The sequence below is a fragment of the Psychrobacter sp. 1U2 genome, assembly GCF_051847575.1.
Genome location: NZ_JBPYDC010000009.1, coordinates 1 through 22,635, shown reverse-complemented (window position 1 = coordinate 22,635; position 22,635 = coordinate 1). Strand labels below are relative to the sequence as shown.

General features: G+C 43.5%; 12 protein-coding genes. 7 read left to right on the top strand and 5 right to left on the bottom strand.

The features are described from left to right. The first annotated feature begins 157 nt into the window (after positions 1 to 157). Positions 158 to 1,687: a bifunctional 2-methylcitrate dehydratase/aconitate hydratase gene (locus ACS8FD_RS06185; RefSeq protein ID WP_439274967.1), complete on the top strand. Its 1,530-nt coding sequence runs from the start codon at positions 158 to 160 to the stop codon at positions 1,685 to 1,687. 124 nt (positions 1,688 to 1,811) lie between these two features. On the opposite strand, the gene ACS8FD_RS06180 is transcribed toward ACS8FD_RS06185, so the two are convergent. Next, positions 1,812 to 2,567 carry an SDR family oxidoreductase gene (locus tag ACS8FD_RS06180; RefSeq protein ID WP_439274966.1) on the bottom strand — a complete coding sequence of 252 codons (756 nt, stop codon included), beginning with the start codon at positions 2,565 to 2,567 and terminating at the stop codon, positions 1,812 to 1,814. 202 nt (positions 2,568 to 2,769) lie between these two features. Between ACS8FD_RS06180 and ACS8FD_RS06175 the strand changes: the two genes are divergently transcribed. The 4 genes from ACS8FD_RS06175 (at position 2,770) to ACS8FD_RS06160 (ending at position 7,406) form a co-directional block, all read left to right on the top strand. Further along, positions 2,770 to 4,155: a DUF2868 domain-containing protein gene (locus tag ACS8FD_RS06175; protein ID WP_439274965.1), complete on the top strand. Its 1,386-nt coding sequence runs from the start codon at positions 2,770 to 2,772 to the stop codon at positions 4,153 to 4,155. A 52-nt stretch (positions 4,156 to 4,207) separates the two neighbouring features. After that, positions 4,208 to 5,857, top strand: coding sequence for a DUF3482 domain-containing protein (locus tag ACS8FD_RS06170; RefSeq protein ID WP_439274964.1), 1,650 nt, complete (start codon positions 4,208 to 4,210; stop codon positions 5,855 to 5,857). Between the two features lie 226 nt (positions 5,858 to 6,083). Beyond that, entirely contained in the window at positions 6,084 to 6,752 is a 669-nt protein-coding gene (locus ACS8FD_RS06165; RefSeq protein WP_439274963.1) for a hypothetical protein, read from the top strand. A gap of 90 nt (positions 6,753 to 6,842) precedes the next feature. After that, a complete protein-coding gene (locus ACS8FD_RS06160; RefSeq protein WP_439274962.1) occupies positions 6,843 to 7,406 on the top strand; it encodes a hypoxanthine-guanine phosphoribosyltransferase in 564 nt (187 codons plus the stop codon). Positions 7,407 to 7,457: 51 nt separating this feature from the next. Here the strand turns inward: ACS8FD_RS06160 and recD are convergent, their stop codons facing one another. From recD to ACS8FD_RS06145, 3 genes are all read right to left on the bottom strand, one after another. After that, positions 7,458 to 9,650: an exodeoxyribonuclease V subunit alpha gene (gene recD, locus ACS8FD_RS06155; RefSeq protein WP_439274961.1), complete on the bottom strand. Its 2,193-nt coding sequence runs from the start codon at positions 9,648 to 9,650 to the stop codon at positions 7,458 to 7,460. Between the two features lie 73 nt (positions 9,651 to 9,723). Beyond that, positions 9,724 to 14,121, bottom strand: coding sequence for a UvrD-helicase domain-containing protein (locus tag ACS8FD_RS06150; protein ID WP_439274960.1), 4,398 nt, complete (start codon positions 14,119 to 14,121; stop codon positions 9,724 to 9,726). Between the two features lie 106 nt (positions 14,122 to 14,227). Next, a complete protein-coding gene (locus tag ACS8FD_RS06145; protein WP_439274959.1) occupies positions 14,228 to 18,718 on the bottom strand; it encodes an exodeoxyribonuclease V subunit gamma in 4,491 nt (1,496 codons plus the stop codon). Positions 18,719 to 19,074: 356 nt separating this feature from the next. Here ACS8FD_RS06145 and ACS8FD_RS06140 point away from each other — a divergent pair, with 356 nt between their 5' ends. Together ACS8FD_RS06140 and ltrA are read left to right on the top strand one after the other, a co-directional pair. After that, positions 19,075 to 19,854: a hypothetical protein gene (locus ACS8FD_RS06140; RefSeq protein WP_439274958.1), complete on the top strand. Its 780-nt coding sequence runs from the start codon at positions 19,075 to 19,077 to the stop codon at positions 19,852 to 19,854. 814 nt (positions 19,855 to 20,668) lie between these two features. Further along, positions 20,669 to 22,039 carry a group II intron reverse transcriptase/maturase gene (gene ltrA / locus ACS8FD_RS06135; protein WP_439274957.1) on the top strand — a complete coding sequence of 457 codons (1,371 nt, stop codon included), beginning with the start codon at positions 20,669 to 20,671 and terminating at the stop codon, positions 22,037 to 22,039. Between the two features lie 212 nt (positions 22,040 to 22,251). Here the strand turns inward: ltrA and ACS8FD_RS06130 are convergent. Further along, a partial coding sequence (locus ACS8FD_RS06130) for a transposase (RefSeq protein ID WP_439274956.1) occupies positions 22,252 to 22,635 on the bottom strand: 384 nt, incomplete at its 5' end.

Below are 22,635 nucleotides of genomic sequence, written 5' to 3'. Positions count from 1 at the left end.
GTCCAAAAGCGAGACCCTAATAACGCCTTGAGCGCTTATTAAGGTTTTAATTCTTAACATAATTCAGTTTGGTTGTTGGCTTTCGCCTGTGCTACTTTGAGGTATGACTTAGTTTTTAGTGCTTTAAAAAAATTCACTCAAGGAAGAGGAGACGATGATGTCTAATACCAAATCAGATAATAAAAATGCTACGGTTGAAAGTAACGTCCGTCCCGAATACGACGATGAAATTCAAAAAATTGCTGATTATGTGCTTAATTACTCGATAGATCAGGATTCCCAAAATAGTGAGGATGCTTGGAATACCGCGCGCCATTGTTTAATGGATACGCTTGGCTGTGGACTACTTGCCCTGCGCTTCCCTGAATGTACCAAACATTTAGGCCCTGATTGCACTGATCAAATTACTCCCAATGGCGCGCGCGTCCCTGGTACCTCACATCGGCTAGATCCGATCAAAGCCGCTTTTGATATCGGCTGTATCGTGCGCTGGCTAGATTATAACGATACTTGGCTAGCCGCTGAATGGGGTCATCCTTCAGATAACTTAGGCGGTATTCTTGCGGTAGCCGATTATATTAGTCAGCAGAACATTAGCCGCAATATTGAGCCTTTGACTATGCGTGAGGTGCTTGAGGCGATGATTATGGCGCATGAGATTCAAGGGGTATTGGCACTAGATAATTCGTTTAACCGTGTTGGTCTCGACCATGTATTCTTAGTCAAATTAGCCTCGACCGCAGTTGTCGCTAAGCTCTATAACTTATCTCGCGAGCGTATTATGGCGGCGATATCACAAGCGCTAGTCGACGGGCAAGCGCTGCGCACGTATCGCCATGCGCCCAACGCTGGTAGTCGTAAATCTTGGGCGGCAGGTGATGCAACCAGTCGCGCCGTACGCTTGGTCGATATTACTCGCCGCGGCGAGATGGGTATCCCAGGCGCGCTATCAGCGAAGCAATGGGGTTTTTATGATGTGCTGTTTAGTCATACTAATAAAGACTTAGCAACTAAGCCTGAAAATGAGCGAAAATTCAGCTTTCAGCGTGAGTTTGGCAGTTACGTGATGGAAAATATTTTATTTAAGTTAAGTTTCCCGGCCGAGTTTCATGCGCAGACCGCTTGTGAGGCCGCCGTTATTCTGCATCCGCGTATCGATGATAGGATTGATGAGATTGAGAAGATCGTCCTCGCAACCCATGAGTCTGCTATTCGCATTATCTCAAAAGAAGGGACGCTCGCTAATCCTGCTGATCGCGACCACTGCTTGCAGTATATGGTAGCAGTGCCGCTATTGACTGGCGATCTAATGGCGGAGAATTACGAAGATGACTATCATGAGCAGCACCATATATTGATTGACGGGCTACGCCGCAAGATGGTCGTTGAAGAAGATGCCGACTATACCAAGGATTATCATGATCCTAGTAAGCGCTCGATTGCTAATGCCATTCAAATTTTCTTCAAGGATGGCACCAGTACTGATAAGGTTGTTATTGAGTATCCTATCGGCCATAAACGCCGCCGTGCTGAGGGTATTCCTATTCTGGAAGCAAAATTCCGCGCCAATCTAGCAACTCGTTTTATCGAGAGTCGTTGCCAAGAGATTATTGAGCTATGCGATAATCAGGCAAAGCTAGAACAAACGCCTGTGCATGAGTTTATGGACTTATTAATGATCAATTGATAGATATGTACAAGACAGAGCTCTTTAATAACCAGGGTGCCTTATATACAGGGCGCCCTTTTTTTTAACTGACTGCTTTTTAACTTACTATCTAATTATTATGCTAAGTGATATTCAAAACCGCCTACCAAGGTATAGACTCCCCTGCCCAATCAAAGAAGCTAGCGGTTTGATCGCTACTCATATTTGAGAGTACTTCTAATAAGGATTCTGCGCTATAAACTGGCGAGAATAGATGACCCTCTTTAACGTTCGCTTGAAAAGGTGCCGATAGCTGCGTATTCACAGTACCGGGCTGCATAACCACTACGCAGACATCTTTTAATGAGCGCGACCATTCGATACTTAAATTCTTCATGCCCATATTTAGCGCCGCTTTACTCATGCGGTAGCTGTACCAGCCGCCAAGCTCATTATCACTGATACTCCCGACTCTAGCTGATATCGTCGCAAATATCGCAGGATTAGCATTACTTCGCGACGCGTTTTTGAGTAGCGGTTTGATATGTTTGGCAATGAGCATGCTGGCGAGCGCATTGACTTGCATATTTTTTAGAAAGAAACTCGACTCCATCTGACGCAGCGCTTTTTCAGGTTGATTCTGTTCGGTATGTAATAAACCTGCGCAATTAATGACCCAATCGATATGATCGCTATGAGATTTTATGGCCTCAATACTTTGCTTGATACTTTCCTCATCGCAAATATCCATTTTTAGCCAATGCAAGTTATCGGCCTCGATTTCGGGCACGCTATTATGATAAGTCGCAAAAACAGCTATGCCTGTCGCTGCTCTATGGGTAATCTCGATGAGCTGTTCGACCATGGCCTTACCGATACCGCCTGTACCGCCGATGATAAGATACGTTTTGCTATTCATAACTGACTCCTAGTTTGTTATCACAGTTTCGTTATAACCTCATTTATAAGTTAGCATTGTTTAACATGGTTTTGACGTTAATTAGCTAACATAATTTAATGAATATTGTTCAATAATAACCGTTATCGAGATTAGATATACGCTACAATAATCTGCAGTCGTTATTTTTACTCATTTATCTTTTACTTGGATCTTATCGCTTATGCTATCACCGCAAGACCAATTGACTGAGCTGGTACGAAACCTTGAGACCAAGAACCATGTATTCGCCATTGATCCGCTACTGGCCACCGAAAAGCTACAAAACGAAGCAGGCTCGCCAAAACAAAAACTACACAGGCGTGCTCAGAGGATTGATAGTAATGGGATGTTGGCAAAAGTCTTAGGTAAAATAGACGCTCGTATCAAAAGCATCATGGTCATTATGAGTGTGGTTTGGTGCCTTTCAGGATTCTTAGGCTTATTCACTTTATTGCAAGCCAACGTCGTCAATTTCTTTTATGTGCTCGTCTGTTTACTAGGCTTTCACACGCTTATGCTCGTAGGCTGGCTAGTATTTACTTTGCTCAATCAAGGCAAGCAATCGGCTAATTGGTTTGCAAGCTTGATCAGTCCGAGCTACTTGATACGCGGTAAAGACGATGTGACCCAAGCGGCGGTTAGTCTCTATGAGCAGCAGCTTGAGCATAGCGGTATGCGCTGGTATCTTGGCCGATTTAGTCATCAGTTATGGCTCGCAACTTTGACAGGTATGCTACTGGCGATTATATTCTTGTTAGTGGTGCGCCAGTACAGTTTTAGCTGGGAGTCTACGCTGCTATCGGACAACGCTTTAATTACTTTGACTCAAATTCTCGGCTGGCTACCTAGTCTGGTAGGGTTTAATGTTCCTGATAGTGCGGCTATTATCCAAAGCCGTTTAGTCACCGATGCGCTACCCTTATCGGTGGCTAGGCAATGGGCAAGTTTGCTCGTGGGTAGTTTATTGATGTACGGTATCGTACCAAGGGCTATTGCTTGGGTGTTTTGTGCGCTGATGTTCCGCAGTAAAAAAATGCGCCTTGATATCAAGCTGCCTTACTATCAAAAGATTATTAATTTTTGGCAGCGTAAGGTCGTTGATGCTGATGATTTTAAGGAGGTGCCCGCTCCTATTGCGCCAAAAGCTAAGGTAAGCTCGGCCAAAAAGCTCGTTGCCCTACTCGAATATCCTAACGAGCATCAGCAGTGGTGGCAAGCAGGTGCGGCCGTCCAACCCGATGAAGCAATAGAAAACTTCGGTATCGTCGATGATCGTGACGATATGGCGCGTTTGCATCAGTATCTAGACACTCACCCCGTACAAGTACTATTAGGGATTCATAGTAAAGCACTACCTGATCGCGGTACTTTACGCAAGCTGGATCAAATTGCCACTCATGCTAAGCATGGCTTAATTGTACAATTACTAGATAATGATAAGGCTGACACCGATATAGATACAAATATACATACTCAGTCTACTAACGAAACGAACAAAAATGTGCGCTACCAGCAATGGCAAACGGCACTAGCTGAGCGACAAATTGGTTTGGTCGCTAGTCATTAATCATTCATTATTACAAAACCCTATTTTGATAACCTGAAAATAAGACCATGCTATGAATAATAACGATGCTGACACCGATACCAAGAATAATAAGAAGCCAGCCGGACTGTTTGCTGATAAAGCTTTAAAGGACGACCCGATTCCTGCGTTTGTTCCTGAGCACAATATTTCCAACGTCTCCAATAACCACAATGTCAATGAAGCCACTACTATTCCAGATACAACTACAGTAGATAAAGACGCTGCTAATAGCCTCAACCAAAAAAAGACGACCGCTAGCGGTGAACCTCTTAAACTCGCTATCGTTGGTCATACCAATACCGGCAAGACTTCTATTTTGCGCACCTTACTCCGTGATGTCTATTTTGGAGAAGTCAAAAACGAAGCAGCAACCACTCGTCATGTAGAACGCGCGCAGTTGACCGATAGTCAAACAGGTGAAGTGCTGGTCTCTTTGTACGATACACCAGGATTAGAAGATGCCTCGGGGTTGATGGATTGGCTTGAAGACAATACCGCCAGTCGCCGTGATGGTATTGAGCGTTTGCAGCAGTTTTTGGCGGCAGACATTGCGACTGGCGCTCAAGGTGCCCAGGACTATAGCCAAGAAGCTAAAGTGATACGCCAATTGCTAGCAAGTGATATGGCGGTTTATGTCGTCGATGCGCGTGAGCCTGTGCTCGGTAAGTACAAAGACGAGCTTGCGATTTTATCTTGGGCAGCGATACCTGTGATGCCGGTGTTTAATTTCACCGACAGTCAAGAGGCTAATATCGATGAGTGGCAGACGATGCTAGCACGGCGTAACCTGCACATCTCAACGCGCTTTGATTCAGTAGCCTTTGAGTTTGAGGATGAAATGCGATTATGGCAAAACCTTGCTACGATGTTGACTCACGCCCAAATGCTTGAGCAGTTGATGCAGCGCCGTACCGAGGACTGGGCGCAGCTATATGACGAGGCGAAAATCATTATCGCGGACTTTTTATTAAATGTGGCTGCCTTTGTCCGTGAGATTAGTGAGGATGACGATCCTATGCCGGTACTGCAAGATATGCAAGAAGCGGTTAGGCAAACCGAACGCGCGATGCAGCATCAGCTGCTTAATCTCTATAAGTTTTATGATAATGCAGTTGCCTCTACTCCACTTGAGTTGCAGGCATACCAACAAGATCCGTTCGATCCTGAGCTGCTCAAAAGCTACGGTATTCGTACCACTTCTGGCGCAGCAGCGGGTGCTTTATTAGGATTAGGCATTGACGCGGCAGCACTTGGAACGACCTTAGGACTAGGTGCCGCTTTGGGTGCAATAGGCGGTGGGCTATTATCAAACACCAGTAGTATCGCTGATAAAATTACCGGTGTTAAGCGCCTGTATATTGATCCGGCTACTCTGACATTGCTTGCTACTCGCGCTACTGACTTATTGACCGCGCTGCGTCATCGCGGACATGCAGCAACGGATGCCACGCAATTGCTTTATCAAAATGAGAGTGGCGGTGATGGACAGATATCTGCTGTCAATCAAGACGATAGTCTAGAAGAGGATAAGTCCATCACTCTTTGGCCGCCTCACAAACTGCCAAGCGAGCTTAAAAAAGCACGCGGCAAACCGCAATGGTCATCTCTGAGTAGCGGTAAATCAGAACAAGCACAGAGCTTACGCATAGATACAGCATGGTCGCTGGCAAGCAAACTGTAACTCTAGCTTTATCATTGATAGTGCAGTTATGTACTTTGTATTTGTGACTCGAGGTTAAGTCTTATCATTTTACTTTAATAATTTTTAGCACTAAAATTCTCTTGGTTATTTCAACATGGTTATTCTTTATTTTAGACTTCGTCACTTCTAAATACAGTTATAACAGTCAATTCAATGACTCAAACTACAGGATGTAGTTATTTATAATTATCGATAAGGACCTTAAATGGCATACTATTTCGGATTTCCACCCTCAGAAAACCTCAAACAATTAATAGAGGAAGCGGCGCAAGCAGAAGCATCTGATGAACATGTCGAGTACTACAAATACCGCGACGCACTAACCCATCAAACCGCTAGAGATCTGATCGATAATCTGCTCGTAGGCTTGGTAGAGATCATCCCAAACCCTGAGCGTCAGGCCTCTATGCGCAAAATCGTTGGCACCATCGAGCGCTCAGCAGATACGCTACTTAATATTTTATTAAATAAAGAGAATAATGAAGATGTATTACCCAGTTTTCATTTTCTGCGCGACCGGGCCACTTTTACGGATAACGAAGGGGTAAGTCGGGTCGGTTTTAAACTGTCTGAGGATAGTGCTAAGAAAATAACAGAAGGCTTTGCTTCGGTAACTCCTGATGATGTCGATATGAGTAAATTCAAATTAGCGTTAGAGACAATGAACGAAGACACACTTACTCATTTTATCACTCGTTATGCCGAAACGCTTAAACTGGGTATGCTCAAACGCAAATCAGTGCCCGTTGCCAAAGCCGCTATCGATAAAGGTATGAGCATGGCCTTGAATAGACTATTGCCTGACCTGCCCATCAGTTCATTGAACCGTTTGGCCGATTACTATCGTCCTTTTGTTGTGGAAAAGGCGGATTAATTAATATTGTTTTAATAGCGGTTTGCGATTAGGTAAATTCGCTAAAACTTGCTAAAATATGTGGCACTTTTATCAAAGGCGCACCCTACTATGACTCAAATCAGCAATCAAGAGATTGAACAAACTCTGCGTAACTCAGAGTGCCTCATCAGCAGTATCGAAGTTGCTGCCGCGTACGAGCGACTTGCCGCCCAGCTTAATCTACATTATGCAGGTCTGAATCCTATCGTTATGGTGGTGATGAACGGTGGTCTTATCCCAGCAGGACAGTTACTGACTCATCTGACTTTTTATCATCGCATGCATTACATCCATGCGTCGCGCTATCGTGACAATGAAGGGACTAACGATCTTGATTGGAAATTCAAACCTGATGTCAGCATCGAAGGTGAGCACGTACTTCTCATTGATGATATTTTTGATGAAGGCATCACGCTAAAAGCTATCGTTGAAGAATTAGGGAAAGAGAACCCCGCTTCTATCGATTCTTGCGTACTGTTGAATAAAATGCATGATCGAAAAGTCGCTGATTTCGATGTGGATTTTGTCGGTATCGATGTTGATGATCGTTATGTCTATGGCTGCGGTATGGATTTTCACGGTTACTTGCGCCACCTACCAGGTATTTATGCGATTAAAGAAGACAAAGTATAATATCTCTAACTTTGACACAAAAAAAGCACTCTATTGAGTGCTTTTTTTGGTTTATAGCGCCTCAAACTGTAATGCAAGTCCGGTATGGCGCTGCGTCGGTGTTTGAACGGCCTTCTCAAAAGCGAGTTTGGTACTGTATATGCTGACCTGTTTTTTTGCGCGAGTCACTGCCGTATAAATGAGCTCCTTGCTTAATAGTCTAGAATGGCTACTGTCAAAGGTAATTGCCACATGATCAAACTCAGACCCTTGCGACTTATGAATAGTCATCGCATAAGCGGTCGCAACGAGCTCTTCATTTAATAAATTGACCGCTATGCCCTGAGCTTTATTTTCAAAAAAAACTTCTAACTGTCCGCTATCATCACTTGTCTGTAAGCAAAAGCCAATATCACCGTTGAACAATCCAAGCTCATAGTTATTTTGTAGCACCATAACTGGTCGACCATGAAACCAAGTATTTTGACCCAGCGGTAGCTTTAGCTCAGTAAGATGCCACTGGGTAAGGTAGTTATTAATATAGTGATCGCCCCACTCGCCATTATGACCCGCAGTGAGAATTCTAAATTGATTAAAAGTTTTCATTAAAGATGTGACTATACTTTGAGTTTGTTCTGGCATAGATTTTTCTATCGGAATTTTTGATAGTTTTTTGATATCATTCAAGAAATTTTGATATCTTAAAGTGATTTCTTTTAATAGTTTTAAGTTACTTAGGCTATTTATCGTTTGATCATCTTCAACTGTTCCCGCAGCTTGCGTATTGATGCTCGAAAAACTTAACGCTTCATCCTGTTTTAACAGCTGCCAAATCGCTTGAGTATCTGTGTTAGCCTTATTGATTTGCTGTGCAAGTTTACCAATACCAGAATCCTTACTGAACCTGCGACTTTCAGTGAGCTCCACATGTATAGGTTGTAGTTGTGAAATACGGCACAAGTCCGCTAATACGGCTCCAGCATCTACTGCGGCTAATTGATTAGCGTCCCCCAGTAAAATAAGTCTCGCGCCTTTTTTTACTGCACTGACCAGATAGTTTGCCATCTCCACCCCTAGCATAGAGGCCTCATCAACAATGATAATATCCTCACCAAGTGGATTGTCCGCATCGTAGCGTGGCCTACCCGTTCGGCCTATACCTAATAGGCGATGAATGGTTTTGGCTTCTTCTAACTGCATATCTACGTTGGCTGCATCCAAAGCCGCTTGTAAAGATTCCTGCATACGCTGCGCAGCTTTACCCGTTGGTGCAGCCAGCGCTAAGCTTGCGCTATCGCTACTAAATTTAATAGGAGCATCTTCTCCTTTCCTACTCTGGGTCGCGTGTTGTAGTGCAATGACTAGCTGTGCCACGGTATAAGTCTTACCCGTGCCGGGGCCACCGGTAATGATACTAAAAGCGTTATGGTTAGCCACGTTAATTGCTGCTATCTGCTGATCTTCTAGATTTTCGGGCATAGCGATTGTTAGGAGCTTTATCTGTTGACTCATAATAGTATGAATACGTTTGGCCAAGCTAAATTCTGCTTGCCAAGTGCGATGTAGCCAAAAAGTGATTGATGTACTTCGGTTCTTTTCCTTTTTAATTTGGTAAGTAATGGGTTTATTATTTTTGCTTAGGCTATTTTCATTATCCTCGCTAAGGTGCAGAACGTTGCTGAACAAATCGTATTCACTGATTGATTCCATCACAGCCTCTAGATCTGTATTTTTTAGGCGCTGATATAATGCAGTGATGGCGTCAAAGCGCTTCGTCAGAAGCTCTCTTTCATAATTAGTAAGCACTGACTGTGACCATAATTGATGTTTTTGGGCAAATACAATGCTTAGTAAATTGAAGAGTGATGGCTCCATAGCATTCTCACCTGCTATTAAGTGCTGGCCTTGCGCCTCTACTAACGCTAAAAGTGGTGTGGCTAGCATCTCTAACAGCTGCAACTGCCAAGCATAGAGAGCCACTGACTCATCCCCAATGTGCCCCTGTACGGGTATTTCATTCTTAGCTTCCTCTACCGTTAATACCGTATGCCCCTGTTCTAGATGAGTCGTCAGCATAATAAGCAAAGCGCTAAATAACGCTTTATCTTGCGCCCTATCTACTTGGCCGTTATCGCTACTCGTATTATTGTCAGGCACTTGGTAAGCTGATTGCGTCTGCTGACGACGAAGCAAGAGATAATCGCTAAGGTTACTGGCCCAACTTTCTTGCAAGCTAAGGGCTGCCCTACTGTTGTTGTTATTCATAATATGTCTGTCTCTATAGTTATCTAAAGTTATCTGGTCGGCATACAGGCTATCGATTCTTAGTCATAACTTGTTAAGCTGGTAAGCCCAATAAATTATCTAAAGCTTTAATAAAATCGATCGGTATATCCCAAGTGACTAGTCCGTAGCGCTTATCGTTAACTATAGAGCCATCGTCAGTATTCTTCACATCCTGCATATCATTACTCTCTGCTTGTGCGTCTGCGTTATAGACACCGCGCAAGAACACATACTCAACAGCGCCGAGATATTTATCTTCATTACCGCTATAATCATTGACTCTCATACTCAAGAATCGATGTAATGCGACTTGGTAAATAGCGGCTTGTAGCCAATACCCCGCTTTTGACATAGCTTGCTTAAGAGTGTTTTCATTATAACTGCTTAGGCTATTTCCTAAATAGTTGCTTTTATAATCGACTACATAATACTTGCCAGCGTGCTCATAAACCAAGTCGATTTCGCCGCGTAGATAGCGATATAAGTGCGCTTTATTTTGCGCCACTAAAGTAACGTGCTTATCCGGCTCGTTTGGTAAGTGCTGTGCAAACAGATTAGTAATATCCTCTGCTCTAAAGTGTTCTGATAAGCCCATATTGAACTCTAGCTCAGCAAAGCGCTGTGCGGTATCAAGCAACTGCAAAGGCTGATTGGAAGCTAGTAGCGGGGTCTGTAGCACCTCATCAATCCAGCCAATCAATGCCTCATGTTGGCTAGCCACTATAGCGTCCGAATCGGCAGATTGACTACTCTGCTTTTTGTTGGCTTGCAATATACGCTGTTGCTGCTCAGCGCTACTATAGATCTGTGGTAACTGATAGCTACTCACTGCGCGATCGATGACTTGAGACCACTGAGATTTATTAATAAAGTCAATTTTTTCAAATATTTCATGCAAAAACGTACCCGCATTAGCGCCTTTAACAAAAGTAAAGCGGATATCATCATCCCCCTTAAACCCTAAATCGCGGCTCTGCTCAATACTCTCATCGCTATTTAGCAGTCCTAATGGCTCTCTTGTATCTATATCTATAGCATCATCAATACGTTCATCCACTACCGCCATAATCTGTGTTGATTCATCCAACTGACGCGCTAAAGCGGTAAAACTGGTCTTCGCCCAACCATAAAAGTAACGGCTTCTCATAACCTCCGCAAACGGCGCGTATTCAATTGTCTCTGTTGTCAGTTTGGTTTTAGCTGGAGTCAGGCTATCATTTGGGCTGATGTGTCTAGCCTGATTCTCTTCATGGTATTTATTGACATTATGCGCTCTAAGCATTCCTATCGTGTCTTTGAGCCTATCAGGTAACTCAATGTTTTTAGCAGCTACGTCGAACCAATAACAGATTGGTCTTAGGTCAGAGTTCGTATTACTATAGGCATCTTTTAGCACCACATAAAGCTGCTCACTAGCTCGAGTAAAAGCCACGTAACCTAGCCGGCGTAGCTCGTCAAAGCCCTCTTGCGTTTCCATATCAGTGTAATAGCCTTCTTTAGTGGCTGAGCCTTGCACTGGAGAAAAGCGGCGTTGATTGCCAGTCGCTTCCTGCATGATTAACTCTGCAGGAGATTGCGGGTTGTTGTATAGATATAATCCATACTCTTCTTTATGACCTGACTTCCTACTAGCATCGCCCATACCTAAGACATAGACAATCGGAAACTCAAGGCCCTTCGACTTATGAATGGTCATCAGCTGCACACCAGACTCAGTCGGTAGCGGATACTGCTTCGCCCAATCACTGTTAGGAGCGGCATCGATGTTTTGTCTAAACCACGCCAAGAGCTCATGCTCGCCCATACCGCTACCGTACTGTGCCATAACATCCAACACATGACGCAAGTCCATGATATGACGATCGCCTTCTGGATGATTCGCTAGCGATTGCCAAACGCCTTGCGCTTGCACAGGGCTTTGATCTAATAGATAGTGCAGAGCCGATAAAACTCCAAAGTGCTGCCAACGCTGCGCGCCTTCTTTTATATAAGCAATAAAGTCTTGATAGCTTTGTTTGTTAACGCTATCGCTGCTATCAACAACCCCTGACTCATGATCCGTCATCATAGCTCTAACGGTTTTGATATTTAGGCCATACAGATGGCTTGTCAGCACTCGGTTGATCATGTCATGACGATAGGGATAGAGCATAGCACTCAGCAGCGCGGCCACATCTTCTGCCATAATAGTCTCAAAGATACTGACATCACTAGTCGTCAGCGTAGGTACGTTTAGCTTCACCAGCTCATCTTCAACCTGCTTTAAATCTTTTTTGGTACGTGCCAGCACACCAATATCGCTAGGTTGAATGGGATTACCTTTTAAGGTCTGCTCACTACTTAACAAAGTTGCAATATGACGCGCGGTAATCTCATGCTCATCGTACTCAAGCTCGTTGTCATACGGTAAGTGTAATAAACTCACTGGCTGGGCTGAAAGCACCTCCATCACTAGTTCATTAGTTCGAGATGCTGTCATACTAAACCAAGATAATTGGCTATCTGTTTTTGCCGCCTTAATGTGCTGATAATAAATACCCGTGCCTAGTTGCGATAGCTTATTATCGGTAGTGCTAGGGGTAGCCATGCCAAACCAGCAATTAAGCGCGTGAATGACGCCGGCGTTTGAGCGACGATTGACATCAAGCGTCCAATAGCTTCGTTTATCAAACTGAGCTTTCATGTAGTTGTAGTTGGCCACATCACCACCACGAAAGCCGTAAATCGCTTGCTTTGGATCACCAACTAACAGCAAAAACTCATGGCTAGTTTTCTTCGTGCTAGATTGCTTGTCATTGATTGAGGCCGTGCTCTTTTTATTCGCTAAATAAATGCTTTCAATCATCAAAGCCTGTTCGCCATTGATGTCTTGCGACTCATCAATAAGCGCAATGGGATAATGATGGCGGATATAACGCGCCAGCTTTGCTCCTTGTTTGCCCGTTAAAGCTTGATTGAGGCGCACCATCTGCAAACTAAAAGTCGTCTCACCGCGCTCTTCTAAAATGACTGGCAGTCTATCTCGAACTGATAGAACGATATGGCGGTTAAGATTGGCTAAGATAGCGGTTATATAGCCATCGAGCTTTTTGCTTTCTTCGATATAGCGCTTAAAGTCACGGACGACCTTTAACTCATTAAAATGGTTATTAATCTGCTCAGTATCTTTTGTTTTATAAAACTGCTTGCCAATATCATCCGTTTTTTGAAACGCCTCAATTAACTTACCCGTTTGCTTATTTTTATCAGATATAAACGAGTAAGCAGCCGTACCAGAGTCTTTTAACGCTTGGATTATCTTTGGCCAAGAATCTCTATTATTTTGTAGCTGCCCTTTAGGAGACTCATAATATTCACCATCAGATTTAAAGAAAATATCAAGCTCATCGCTACAATGAATCACCTCATTAATAAGGCGCTCGTAACCCTCGAAAGAAAACTCACTAACTACAACTTCATCAATAGGCGCTGATACAAAATTAAGCGAGCGCGTCACAAAGTTTTTATGATCGCGAGCAGCAGTAAGTTTGCCTTGTTGCTCCAGTAGCGCATACAGTTTCGGTTGCTCATGATAGAGCCGACTTTGGAATTGGCGTAGCTCATCATGAATAATGCTATCAGTGACTTGCTCGATACTGCTATCTTCAATGATGCCCATGCCTTGCTGATGACCAGTCTCGCTGCTGTATTCTGTCAGCCACTTCTGCGCTAAGCTATCCAGCGTACCTACAAACAGATTATCTAGTGTCGTGAGCACCAGTGCCGTACGCCGAATAGCTTCAGTCATCGGATAGCTGTAGACATGATCTAGTAGATAGCTAACCAGATGCAAATTAACAGGGTCTTGCATTAAGTCCTCTAAGCGCGCATAGCTGGCTTGCTGAATAAGCCAAGTATCGCGCTGTTCTTTGGCTCGTATGCGTTTTTCACGAGTGCTTTTTTGCTTACGTTGTTGGTCATAGTCCAGATCTTGGTTGAGCTCCTCAGTTTCTATAATAGTCTCTACAGCAGTCTCGCCATTGGATTCTTTCTCTGGGGTGACTTGCAAAACCTCGGGATACAGAGTAGCTTTATTATTAATATCAGTGCTTAGGCTATTTACCCATTGCAATAACTGATAAAACTCGACCAGACGCTCATGGATACGCTGACGCATCTCAGCGGCTGCGGCACGGGTAAAAGTAGTGGCAATGATTTGCTCAGGTGCCCGCCTTGCCTCAATTAGCAAACGCAGGACGATACCCGTCAGCGTCCAAGTCTTACCGGTGCCCGCTGACGCTTCAATAAGGTGCTGACCGTTGAGCTCAACCTCAATTGCCGGTACTTTTTCAGATGCCTTATCCGCCTTGTCTTTATCAAAAGTATCAAAGTTTTCAAATAAATGTTGCGACTCATGGGAGTGCGCGTCTGCTATTGGCGTCTGCTGAGCGGTATCGGTAAACTCTGTCATATAGGCGTACACTTTAAATGGTTATAAATTTAGTTTAGGGTATTAGAACAAGCCAATAAATAACAACGAAGCGTTATAACTAAGTGTTATTTTGGTTGCTCAGTCTCTAGCCGTCCAATCCCTCTAATGCGGTAAGCATGGGCTCATACAAAGGCTGCGCTATGGTCGTCAGCGCTGTAGATAAAGCCTTGAAGGTATCTTGATCGCGCAAGACGTATTGCCATATAGCGTGCTGCGAGCAAGTATCATAAATCATATCTGCCTGAAAGCTAGGCCTTAACCAGTCTGAGAAATCCGCTCGTTTGGGCCAATAGCTACCATTATCACTCTGCTGCGCTTTTTGCTGTTTTTCTAAATAACTTAGCGCATATTCTGGCAATATTGTAATAGGCACTTGACCGACTAGCTGAGCAAAGATCGCCCATTTTATAAGCTCTGTCACCGCCTCCTCATAGACGATAGGAGCGATCTTAAAGGCAATGGCCTTCTCAAACTTCTTCACTCCTGATCTAGACTTATTAAAGCGCCAAATGCTTACGCCATCATTCAAGGCGACTTGCTCAGCAGTGGTGCGTCTCGCTACTTGCCAATACAGATGCGACAACCAAAACTTTAGTAAATGCTTGGGGCTAGCAGAATTCGGCAATATATTTAGCCACTGCTTGGGGGACTGTTCGCTATATGACGAGTGCAGATGAGTGTCGCTGCTATGAGCTTCTATCGGTACCAGTCCTTTTAATTTAATAAACTTAGGTAATACAGACAGTAAGGACTCATTGTAACTATCTGGCTCTTTGTCAGTACAATTTAAAATCGTTGCCAGCTCTATGCGTATAGGGTGCTCAGTAGTCGGAGTCAGCAACTGGAAAGACTTAGCCTTGCCCTTTGCCTCTTTATTGAGCTCATCAGTGTCACCAAAGCCATTAGCAAACAGTTGCTCCTGAAACTCCAAACACTGCTGCTGCAGTTTTTGCTGCTCATTGACTAAAGTGGTTTGACGCGCGATACCGGCTGGCATGATTTTTTGGTACATCAAAGTTGAATCATTAGGGCTAGCAAGCATAGTAGGGTCATTAGACTGAGTATCTGTATTTGCGTTAGCAGCATTAATAGCGAGCGCATTAATGAGATAATCTGTAATCTGATAATTCGTTAAGCCATCCAAAAACAACGGCTCTTGCTGCGCCTTTGCTTGCTCACCTTGTACCACGTGTACCTCTTGGCTGCGCAAAAAAGCCTTTGCAGGATGTCGGACTTGATAAGCCAACACCCCTTCTACGTCTATCTCATGAATATTAAACAGAGTTTGGCTCAGTACATTAGCTATGTCCGTTGCATTATTTGTATCGCGAGCCTTTGTATGCATATCTAGCGCTAACATCTCAGCCAGTGTTTGCAAGGCGTGATGATCTATGTGTCCAAGCTGACCTAAACCATGACCGAGTACTTGAGCGATAGCTTCATATTGCGATTTTGTGGGCAAACCGACGAATTGTAGCCGCTCGCTCGGTGCGCGGCCCTTTAAGGTATGAAAGACAGCTTGCCAAAGCGGTGCGGGTGGAAACTGCTTTTTTTGTGCCAGCTTGGTTTTACGCATGGCTTTACTTAAGAGTACGTCTAACTCATCGCTAGCATCAATCCGCGCATAAGCTTCAAGGTTATCCTGAGCAGTATCCGCCATCTCGCTCTGATTAGCAGGATTGTCACTGCTTTTTGCAGCAAAAACCTCATCCTCTTCAATCACAGATTCAAACAGACTCTCGTGGAAAGGTAAGGCCGGATGCTCAGTCACCAACCACTGTTTTATGAGCTTAGGCAGATAGCGCTTTAGAGTCTCAGTGGTCGCCTCAATATTTCCAGGTAATGATCCCAATGCTTCAAGCGAGTTTACCTGCCACTGCACCTCCCCTTGCAAAAACTGTAGCAGCTCACTGACAGGGTTAGCGGGTAGATGCTCATGAGTATCGGTCAGGCTTTGACCGTTATAAAATATCCAGCAGGCACTGCGCGCGCACAATAACGCATCTAAAAACGCACCATTATCATCGTCCTCGCTGACCCGATCACCGCGCCGAGCCATAGTGGTTTTCATCAGGTCATAGCGATTATTACGATCACGATTCGGAAATTCAGAGAGATTCATATTGAGCATGACGACGAGCTCAAACGGTACGTTTCTTAGGGCACCAAATCGACCAAAGGTAATCACCCCCGTCGGCTCGGCACTGACTTGCTGACTTTCAAGCTCAGCTTCGATACTATCGAGCATAAAGCTTAATTTGAGCGGTAACTGCTCAACGCCTGCCAGCTTTTGCTCTACTTCATGATTATCACTATCGCTACTAGCGTACTGCCGATAATGACGGTTGGCACGTAGGCTAGATTTAAAACCATTCATCGCGTTATAGATAGCGCGCATAGTACGCGTTTGATCGACCTCGCCAAAGTAGCGATGAATCACTTGCGTCTCAATCTGACTCAGCCATTCTTCTGCCTTCAGCTTTAGGGTATGGTCATGACGGCGCTCAGTCAAACCTGTATAAATTCGGCAAAGCGCCTCAACGATCATTCCATCACCCAAGCTCACTTGTGGTAGTGGCAGGCTCATCTCAGGCATAGCTGTACTCGGCCAGTCTGTCTCTGCGAGTGGATACAAACAATCGCTCGCGCTCGCCTCAGGCATAATTAGGCCTAGCGCTAATCTGTCTAACGCTTGGGCGAAGCTAAAGCGGTAATCATAGTCATTGGCATCCAAAGTTTGTTTGAGATGCTGCTCATCAAAGCCGCGAATAAAACCTGCTTCTACCAATAAATCACAGCCGCGACTCATCTGTTCATGCGTGAGCCCAAAGCTTTCAAACAAAGGCGGCAACATGAGCCAATCCAGCACCTCAGCCGCTTCAAAACGAGCGCTATGGCTGCCAAGTAGCTTATAAAAGCCTATAATAGCTTCCCACAGTTGGCGAATATCGGCATCGACAACCCCAGTGACTTTGGCCGGTAGGGTCAAACCATCTTGCCCTTTACCACTGACAAAAATAGAGGTGATCAACTCATGATGCCGCTCAACATCAGGCATAAGCACTACAATCTCTGAGATATGGCGTTTTTTTTCGCCAGGTTTGATCGGCTCGTTAAGCCAGCGCCCAATCATAATACGTAGTACTTCAAGTTGACGCTGCAAATTATGGCAAGAATGAATGCTTAGGCTATTATCTTGAGCTGACATTGCCCAGTAACGCGCTTTCTCAAAGCGCTTGTTCTCTAAGGCTTTGTCGTCATACCACGGCGTATCTACTGCTACGTTTTCTTGCATTTGCTCGCTTACGGCTTGCGAGACTTGTACAGCGGTTGCTTGTTGTGTTGCTTGCTCATCGAGCATCAGTACATCGTTTTGCAAACGTCTGAGTAAACTGGGTCTATTTTGCACACTATCTGCTTCAACACTCCGCTCTTCATTAACATAAGTATGATCGATGAAATCTTCGTCGCTTGTATCAAAATTATCGTGCCACTCTACTAAGTCCTCTTCATATTGCTCATTACCAGATAGATTAGCGAGCATGGCAAAAGTATCTCGCGACTGCTTACCCAAACGCGATAGCAAGCTATGACCATAATCGCGTAAAAAGACACTCTCAGGGTTAATGATTTGCTGACGTTGTAACCAAGACTTATCGACGATATCCGCCCAAAATAACTTTGAGGGATTGTAGTGTAGCAGCGTGATATCCATGTATTTCGATAAGCGCTGCAAAAAGTCTAGCTCCGTTTGCGGCAACTGCTGAATAGTAAAAATACGCAGCACTGCAGGCAGCTGACCACATTCATTCGCCTGATTATACTTGAGAGCCGACCAAAAGGTATTTTCAAGCGCGACGCGATGCTCATGCACATCCGCAAACAGATGCGTCCATAAAAAGCGCTGAGCCACTTCTAGCTCCACATAATGCGCCACCAACCATTCGGGCGTACCGCGTGCATACTTATCAAAGCGTAGTGACAAAGCGTCTTTATCTGCTATTAGCTTATCAACAGCAAGTGGCCGGTTTTGCGACCAAAGTGCTAGCCAGTCTTCACGGTGGGTTAAGTAGCGATTAAACACCCGTGCCAAATCGCTCGCCAGCTGCCAGATACGCACGTCTTGCTGCGCTTTATCAGGCGTGCTTCCCTCTTGCGGCTTATCGATTAAAGGCGCTAGCAGCGAGTGCACTGGGTGCTTATCATCTTTGACAATCGTCTCTTGATAGTACGTTAAGTACCCAAACAAGCGCCACTGCATTACCGTTGGCGATAATACGGCTACTTCAGGCACATTTAAGGTTGACGCTTCAGGGTTATGCGCGAGCAGATACTTATTATGACGCGCCAACACCTTTTGCATCAAAGTCCACTGATACTGACCCCAAAAAGTCGTCGTCACTAAGGTGCTAATGCCTGCTTGGCTGGCAATAGACTTATCAAGCCAATCACCTAATACCATGGAAGGCACGATAACGATAAACTCAGCAAAAATAGGCTGGTTTTTCGATTGATAGTCTGTGAGTAGCTCAGCAACTAAATGCTCGGTACGGTGCGATTGAATAATTTTAAACATAGATAGCGATCTGATTAGAGTAAAAGACGAGATGAAGTAATAGCAATGATGGTAGTATTCACCAGATAGTTAACGATGCTTACGCAAGACTTGATAGCGGACTAGTGTTACAAAGGTCCGTTTTGTAGTCGTGGCCGCTTTTTATTTCTGTTAAGATATGGCGCATAGTAGCTTTGAGTGGTTATTCTATTACCTTGAATATTTATCTCAATAAGTAGATAACGCTTAAGTGTGCCACTGATAGCGCTGATTTGCTAGTACACTATCCCAATACTGGTAAAATCCAACATAGCTTGCGACAACTAGTGTCGTCAGTTAGCTAAAACACCTCATTATAAGAATAAGAGCCCTATATTATGAAAGACTACAAGCTACTACTTGCTGGGATAATACTGTTATTGCTTCTTATTATTATCGGGGTTATATCGTGGTTATGGCTGAACAATAGCAAAAACATTGATCCATTACCGATTTTGAGCAATAAAGACGCAAAATCACGGCAAGAGAATGCTGAAGAAGATAGTGATGCTGTCAACAACAACACCGATGCCAATACACTATATATTCAAGCGCAGCAGCCCCTACAAGTACCTCTAGACGACGTCATCGTCAGCTTTGAGGCGCGTTATCCGCATATGCAAGTGTTAACCAATTACGTGCCAGCTACTGACCTGTTGATTTTGGACAATACCAACCCTACTGATTTAGTCATTGCGGATGATAAATTATCTGATTCATTATTAGCGTTATTAGAAGATGAGCTTAATAGTAATATAAAAAATAACATTGTTAATGCGCCATCATCATCAAAAAATAGCTCAGTGACTGATGTAGAAAACCCTGAGTCTAAAACAACACCAGAGAACGATGAAGCCCGAACGCTTAATCCGTTCGGTTACGCGATTAGAGAGTCGCAAACCGTTGAAGGCGTCATACTAAGTGATAAACCGCTTGCTATTAACTTTCGTAACTTCCTTATTTCAAGTTCTGGGCAAGACATTCTAAGGCAGTATGAATTCGACAATATTGATGGCTATCAAAACAGTGTAGACGACTTATTTAACCCTACCTCACATGGTAAAACCGCGGTTGAAGAAACCGAGATCGTCACTGACGCGATAACTAATAGCCAATAATACATAGCTTCTTTTAAGTAGATTCATTCCCAATCAAACAGCAGGTTAACATTGCTTTTATCACTCATTTTTTTTACAATAAGCCTCTAAAATGCGCCTATAGCTCAACAGGATAGAGCAGTTGCCTCCTAGTGCGACACGTTCCACAATGAAAAGTTGTGGCATTATAATGGCTTTATAGCATTTTAAGAGAACTAAATAACCGACAGATGAAATGAGAAGGGGCAGTTCCTTCAAAGCGTCTGCGCTGATACTACGATGTGCGAATGTAAACGTTAATTTATATTGGTGCAAAGCTCGTTGAAGTCGGCTGAAATAGACCCTAGTGGAAACACGGGAAATTCCTGTAGAGGTACAGGGTGTCTATGATAGGTCGGGTGGGATGAAATTCTATGGTGAGAATGACCCTAAGGGTCTGACGAATTCTCGAATGTACGCTCTGTAACAACCGAACAATACAGAAATGTAATACGATAAATCAGGTCAAGTAAGAATTAGGAGTATGAAAGACCTCGGCATCTACGGATGTTTGAAGAATTTATTCAGGGTATAGAGAACACCTAAGGGATGGACTAGGTTATTTGGAACGTGGAAAGTAAACGATAAGTATCAACCTTTAACGAGGGCTTATAGATAAGGGTTTAAAACCTTATTAAACGTTTATGAGAGTAAGGGCACAGTACCTATGAAACAGAGATAATAATCTGCGGAGGGATAGCCCTGAGTCGTAATATGTTCGACAAGAAATCCGTATGCAAGAGACTATCTACCAAGGTATGTCGATAAACCTCATTTCTTTGGAAGGAGGATTGCTATGAAAGCAACATACGAAAAGATTGTCAATTATGACAATATTAAATTAGCTATAGAAAATATGGCTAAAAACAAAGGTAGTAACACGGCTGGTATTGACGGAAAGACAAAGACAGATTATCCCGACACGGATAAACTTAATCTTGAAATTCAAAAGAGGCTCAAAAAGTATCACCCTCAACCAGTTAAAAGGGTATTCATACCTAAACCTAACTCGAATGAGGTGAGACCACTTGGAATCCCTTGTTATATCGACCGTGTTATACAAATGGCAATTAAGCAAATTATAGAACCTATCTGTGAAGATAAATTCTATAAGAAATCCTACGGTTTTAGATATCGTAGGAGAGCTGAACACGCCATAGCTGATATTCATAAAATAGTAACATTATCCAGAAACTATCATGTTGCATCGGTAGATATTAAAGGATTTTTCGACAACGTTAATCATGAGATACTTTACCAGCAATTAGTTAAAATTGGAATAACTTGTACTAGAACACTAGCTCTGATTAGAGCCATTTTGAAAGCGCCAATTAGTGAGGATGGGAAACTGTTCAGACCTAATAAAGGTACACCTCAAGGTGGTGTTATCAGTCCTCTCTTATCAAATGTAGTATTAAATGATATAGACTGGCTTGTAGATAAGCAGTGGCTAGGAAGACAGTACAAGACTATGAACAAGGTCACTGGAAAACTCTCTGCTAAGGTACGTGCAAACAATGACGTTAAATTACAGAAGATGAGGCAAGACGGTATTCCTAGTAAATGGATAGTCAGATATGCAGATGATTTTGTATTACTGTCCGACCAAGAAACAGGTATAAGAGAACTCAAAAACTTAGTGGTAAGGAAACTTAATAAACTAGGTTTAGAGGTATCCGAAGAAAAGACAAAAATTGTTGACCTTAGGGCTAGCAGTATTGATTTTCTAGGGTTTAAAATCTTTACTAAGTACAATGGTCAAGCTAAAAACACTAGAGGTGAAACCATAGGCAGTTATGTTATGGTAAGCACACTTAGTGATAAAGCTGAAAGTAAAGCATATAGAAACATCAAGAAAGCGTGGAAAACATTTAACAAACAACCGACTAAGGAAAATTACAATCTTCTGAACTCGGTTATAGCTGGAACCCAAAATTATTATTGTATTGCAACCAGAGTTAGTGGGGTTACTGCAAATTGGCAACACCGATTATGGGATACCATGAGAAGGTCAACCAATTTAAAATTGAAATATGATAAGTTTCCTAAATATGTCAAGCAGAAATATCCTACTTACAAAGGAGGGTTATTTTGGAGTAAATATGGAGTTATACTGCCTATTTACATTACCTTCAGAAAACCTTATGTATACAAGAAAATAAAATAGGTCAGCGGATACCTTTGAATTGCTCAGAGTACACTGGCACGAACATATTACGAGGGAATGCCGTGTGAGGTGAAAGTCTCACGCACGGTATGGATTGGGGGAAAAGAAGGATTGGTGTTAAAACCAAGAGTTCTTACCTATCAATATAGCGATCGATCCGAGTTCGAGTCTTGGTGGGCGCGAGCCCATCTCAGATTCTGTGTAACTGCCATTTAGATTAAATGCTTACTGATACGGTCATCAAACATAATCATAAAGCGATTCAGAGCAGACGTCCAGTTACGGATCGGCATCGACCACTTCTTGGATGCCTGCTGGGTTGCTAAGTACACCACTTTAAATGCTGCCTGATCAGATGGGAACACCTTACGCTTATTCACCGCCGTCCGAATCACACTGTTTAGCGACTCAATAGCATTGGTGGTATAAATCGCTTTTCTGATGTCTTTAGGATAACCAAAGAACACCGTTAAGCCCTCCCAATTACTACGCCAAGACTTAACCACGTGCGGATAGTCCTTGCCCCACACCTCATCAAAGTGCTCAAGATTGGCCTCTGCTATCTCAAGCGTATCAGCGCCGTAGATGGCTTTTAA

What these genes read in the sequence shown, in the direction of transcription:
- ACS8FD_RS06145 (WP_439274959.1), bottom strand. Translation starts at nt 18,718, where the DNA reads ATGTTTAAAATTATTCAATCGCACCGTACCGAGCATTTAGTTGCTGAG.
- ltrA (WP_439274957.1), top strand. Translation starts at nt 20,669, where the DNA reads ATGAAAGCAACATACGAAAAGATTGTCAATTATGACAATATTAAATTA.
- ACS8FD_RS06185 (WP_439274967.1), top strand. Translation starts at nt 158, where the DNA reads ATGTCTAATACCAAATCAGATAATAAAAATGCTACGGTTGAAAGTAAC.
- ACS8FD_RS06170 (WP_439274964.1), top strand. Translation starts at nt 4,208, where the DNA reads ATGAATAATAACGATGCTGACACCGATACCAAGAATAATAAGAAGCCA.
- ACS8FD_RS06165 (WP_439274963.1), top strand. Translation starts at nt 6,084, where the DNA reads ATGGCATACTATTTCGGATTTCCACCCTCAGAAAACCTCAAACAATTA.
- ACS8FD_RS06160 (WP_439274962.1), top strand. Translation starts at nt 6,843, where the DNA reads ATGACTCAAATCAGCAATCAAGAGATTGAACAAACTCTGCGTAACTCA.
- ACS8FD_RS06180 (WP_439274966.1), bottom strand. Translation starts at nt 2,567, where the DNA reads ATGAATAGCAAAACGTATCTTATCATCGGCGGTACAGGCGGTATCGGT.
- recD (WP_439274961.1), bottom strand. Translation starts at nt 9,650, where the DNA reads ATGAATAACAACAACAGTAGGGCAGCCCTTAGCTTGCAAGAAAGTTGG.
- ACS8FD_RS06150 (WP_439274960.1), bottom strand. Translation starts at nt 14,121, where the DNA reads ATGACAGAGTTTACCGATACCGCTCAGCAGACGCCAATAGCAGACGCG.
- ACS8FD_RS06175 (WP_439274965.1), top strand. Translation starts at nt 2,770, where the DNA reads ATGCTATCACCGCAAGACCAATTGACTGAGCTGGTACGAAACCTTGAG.
- ACS8FD_RS06140 (WP_439274958.1), top strand. Translation starts at nt 19,075, where the DNA reads ATGAAAGACTACAAGCTACTACTTGCTGGGATAATACTGTTATTGCTT.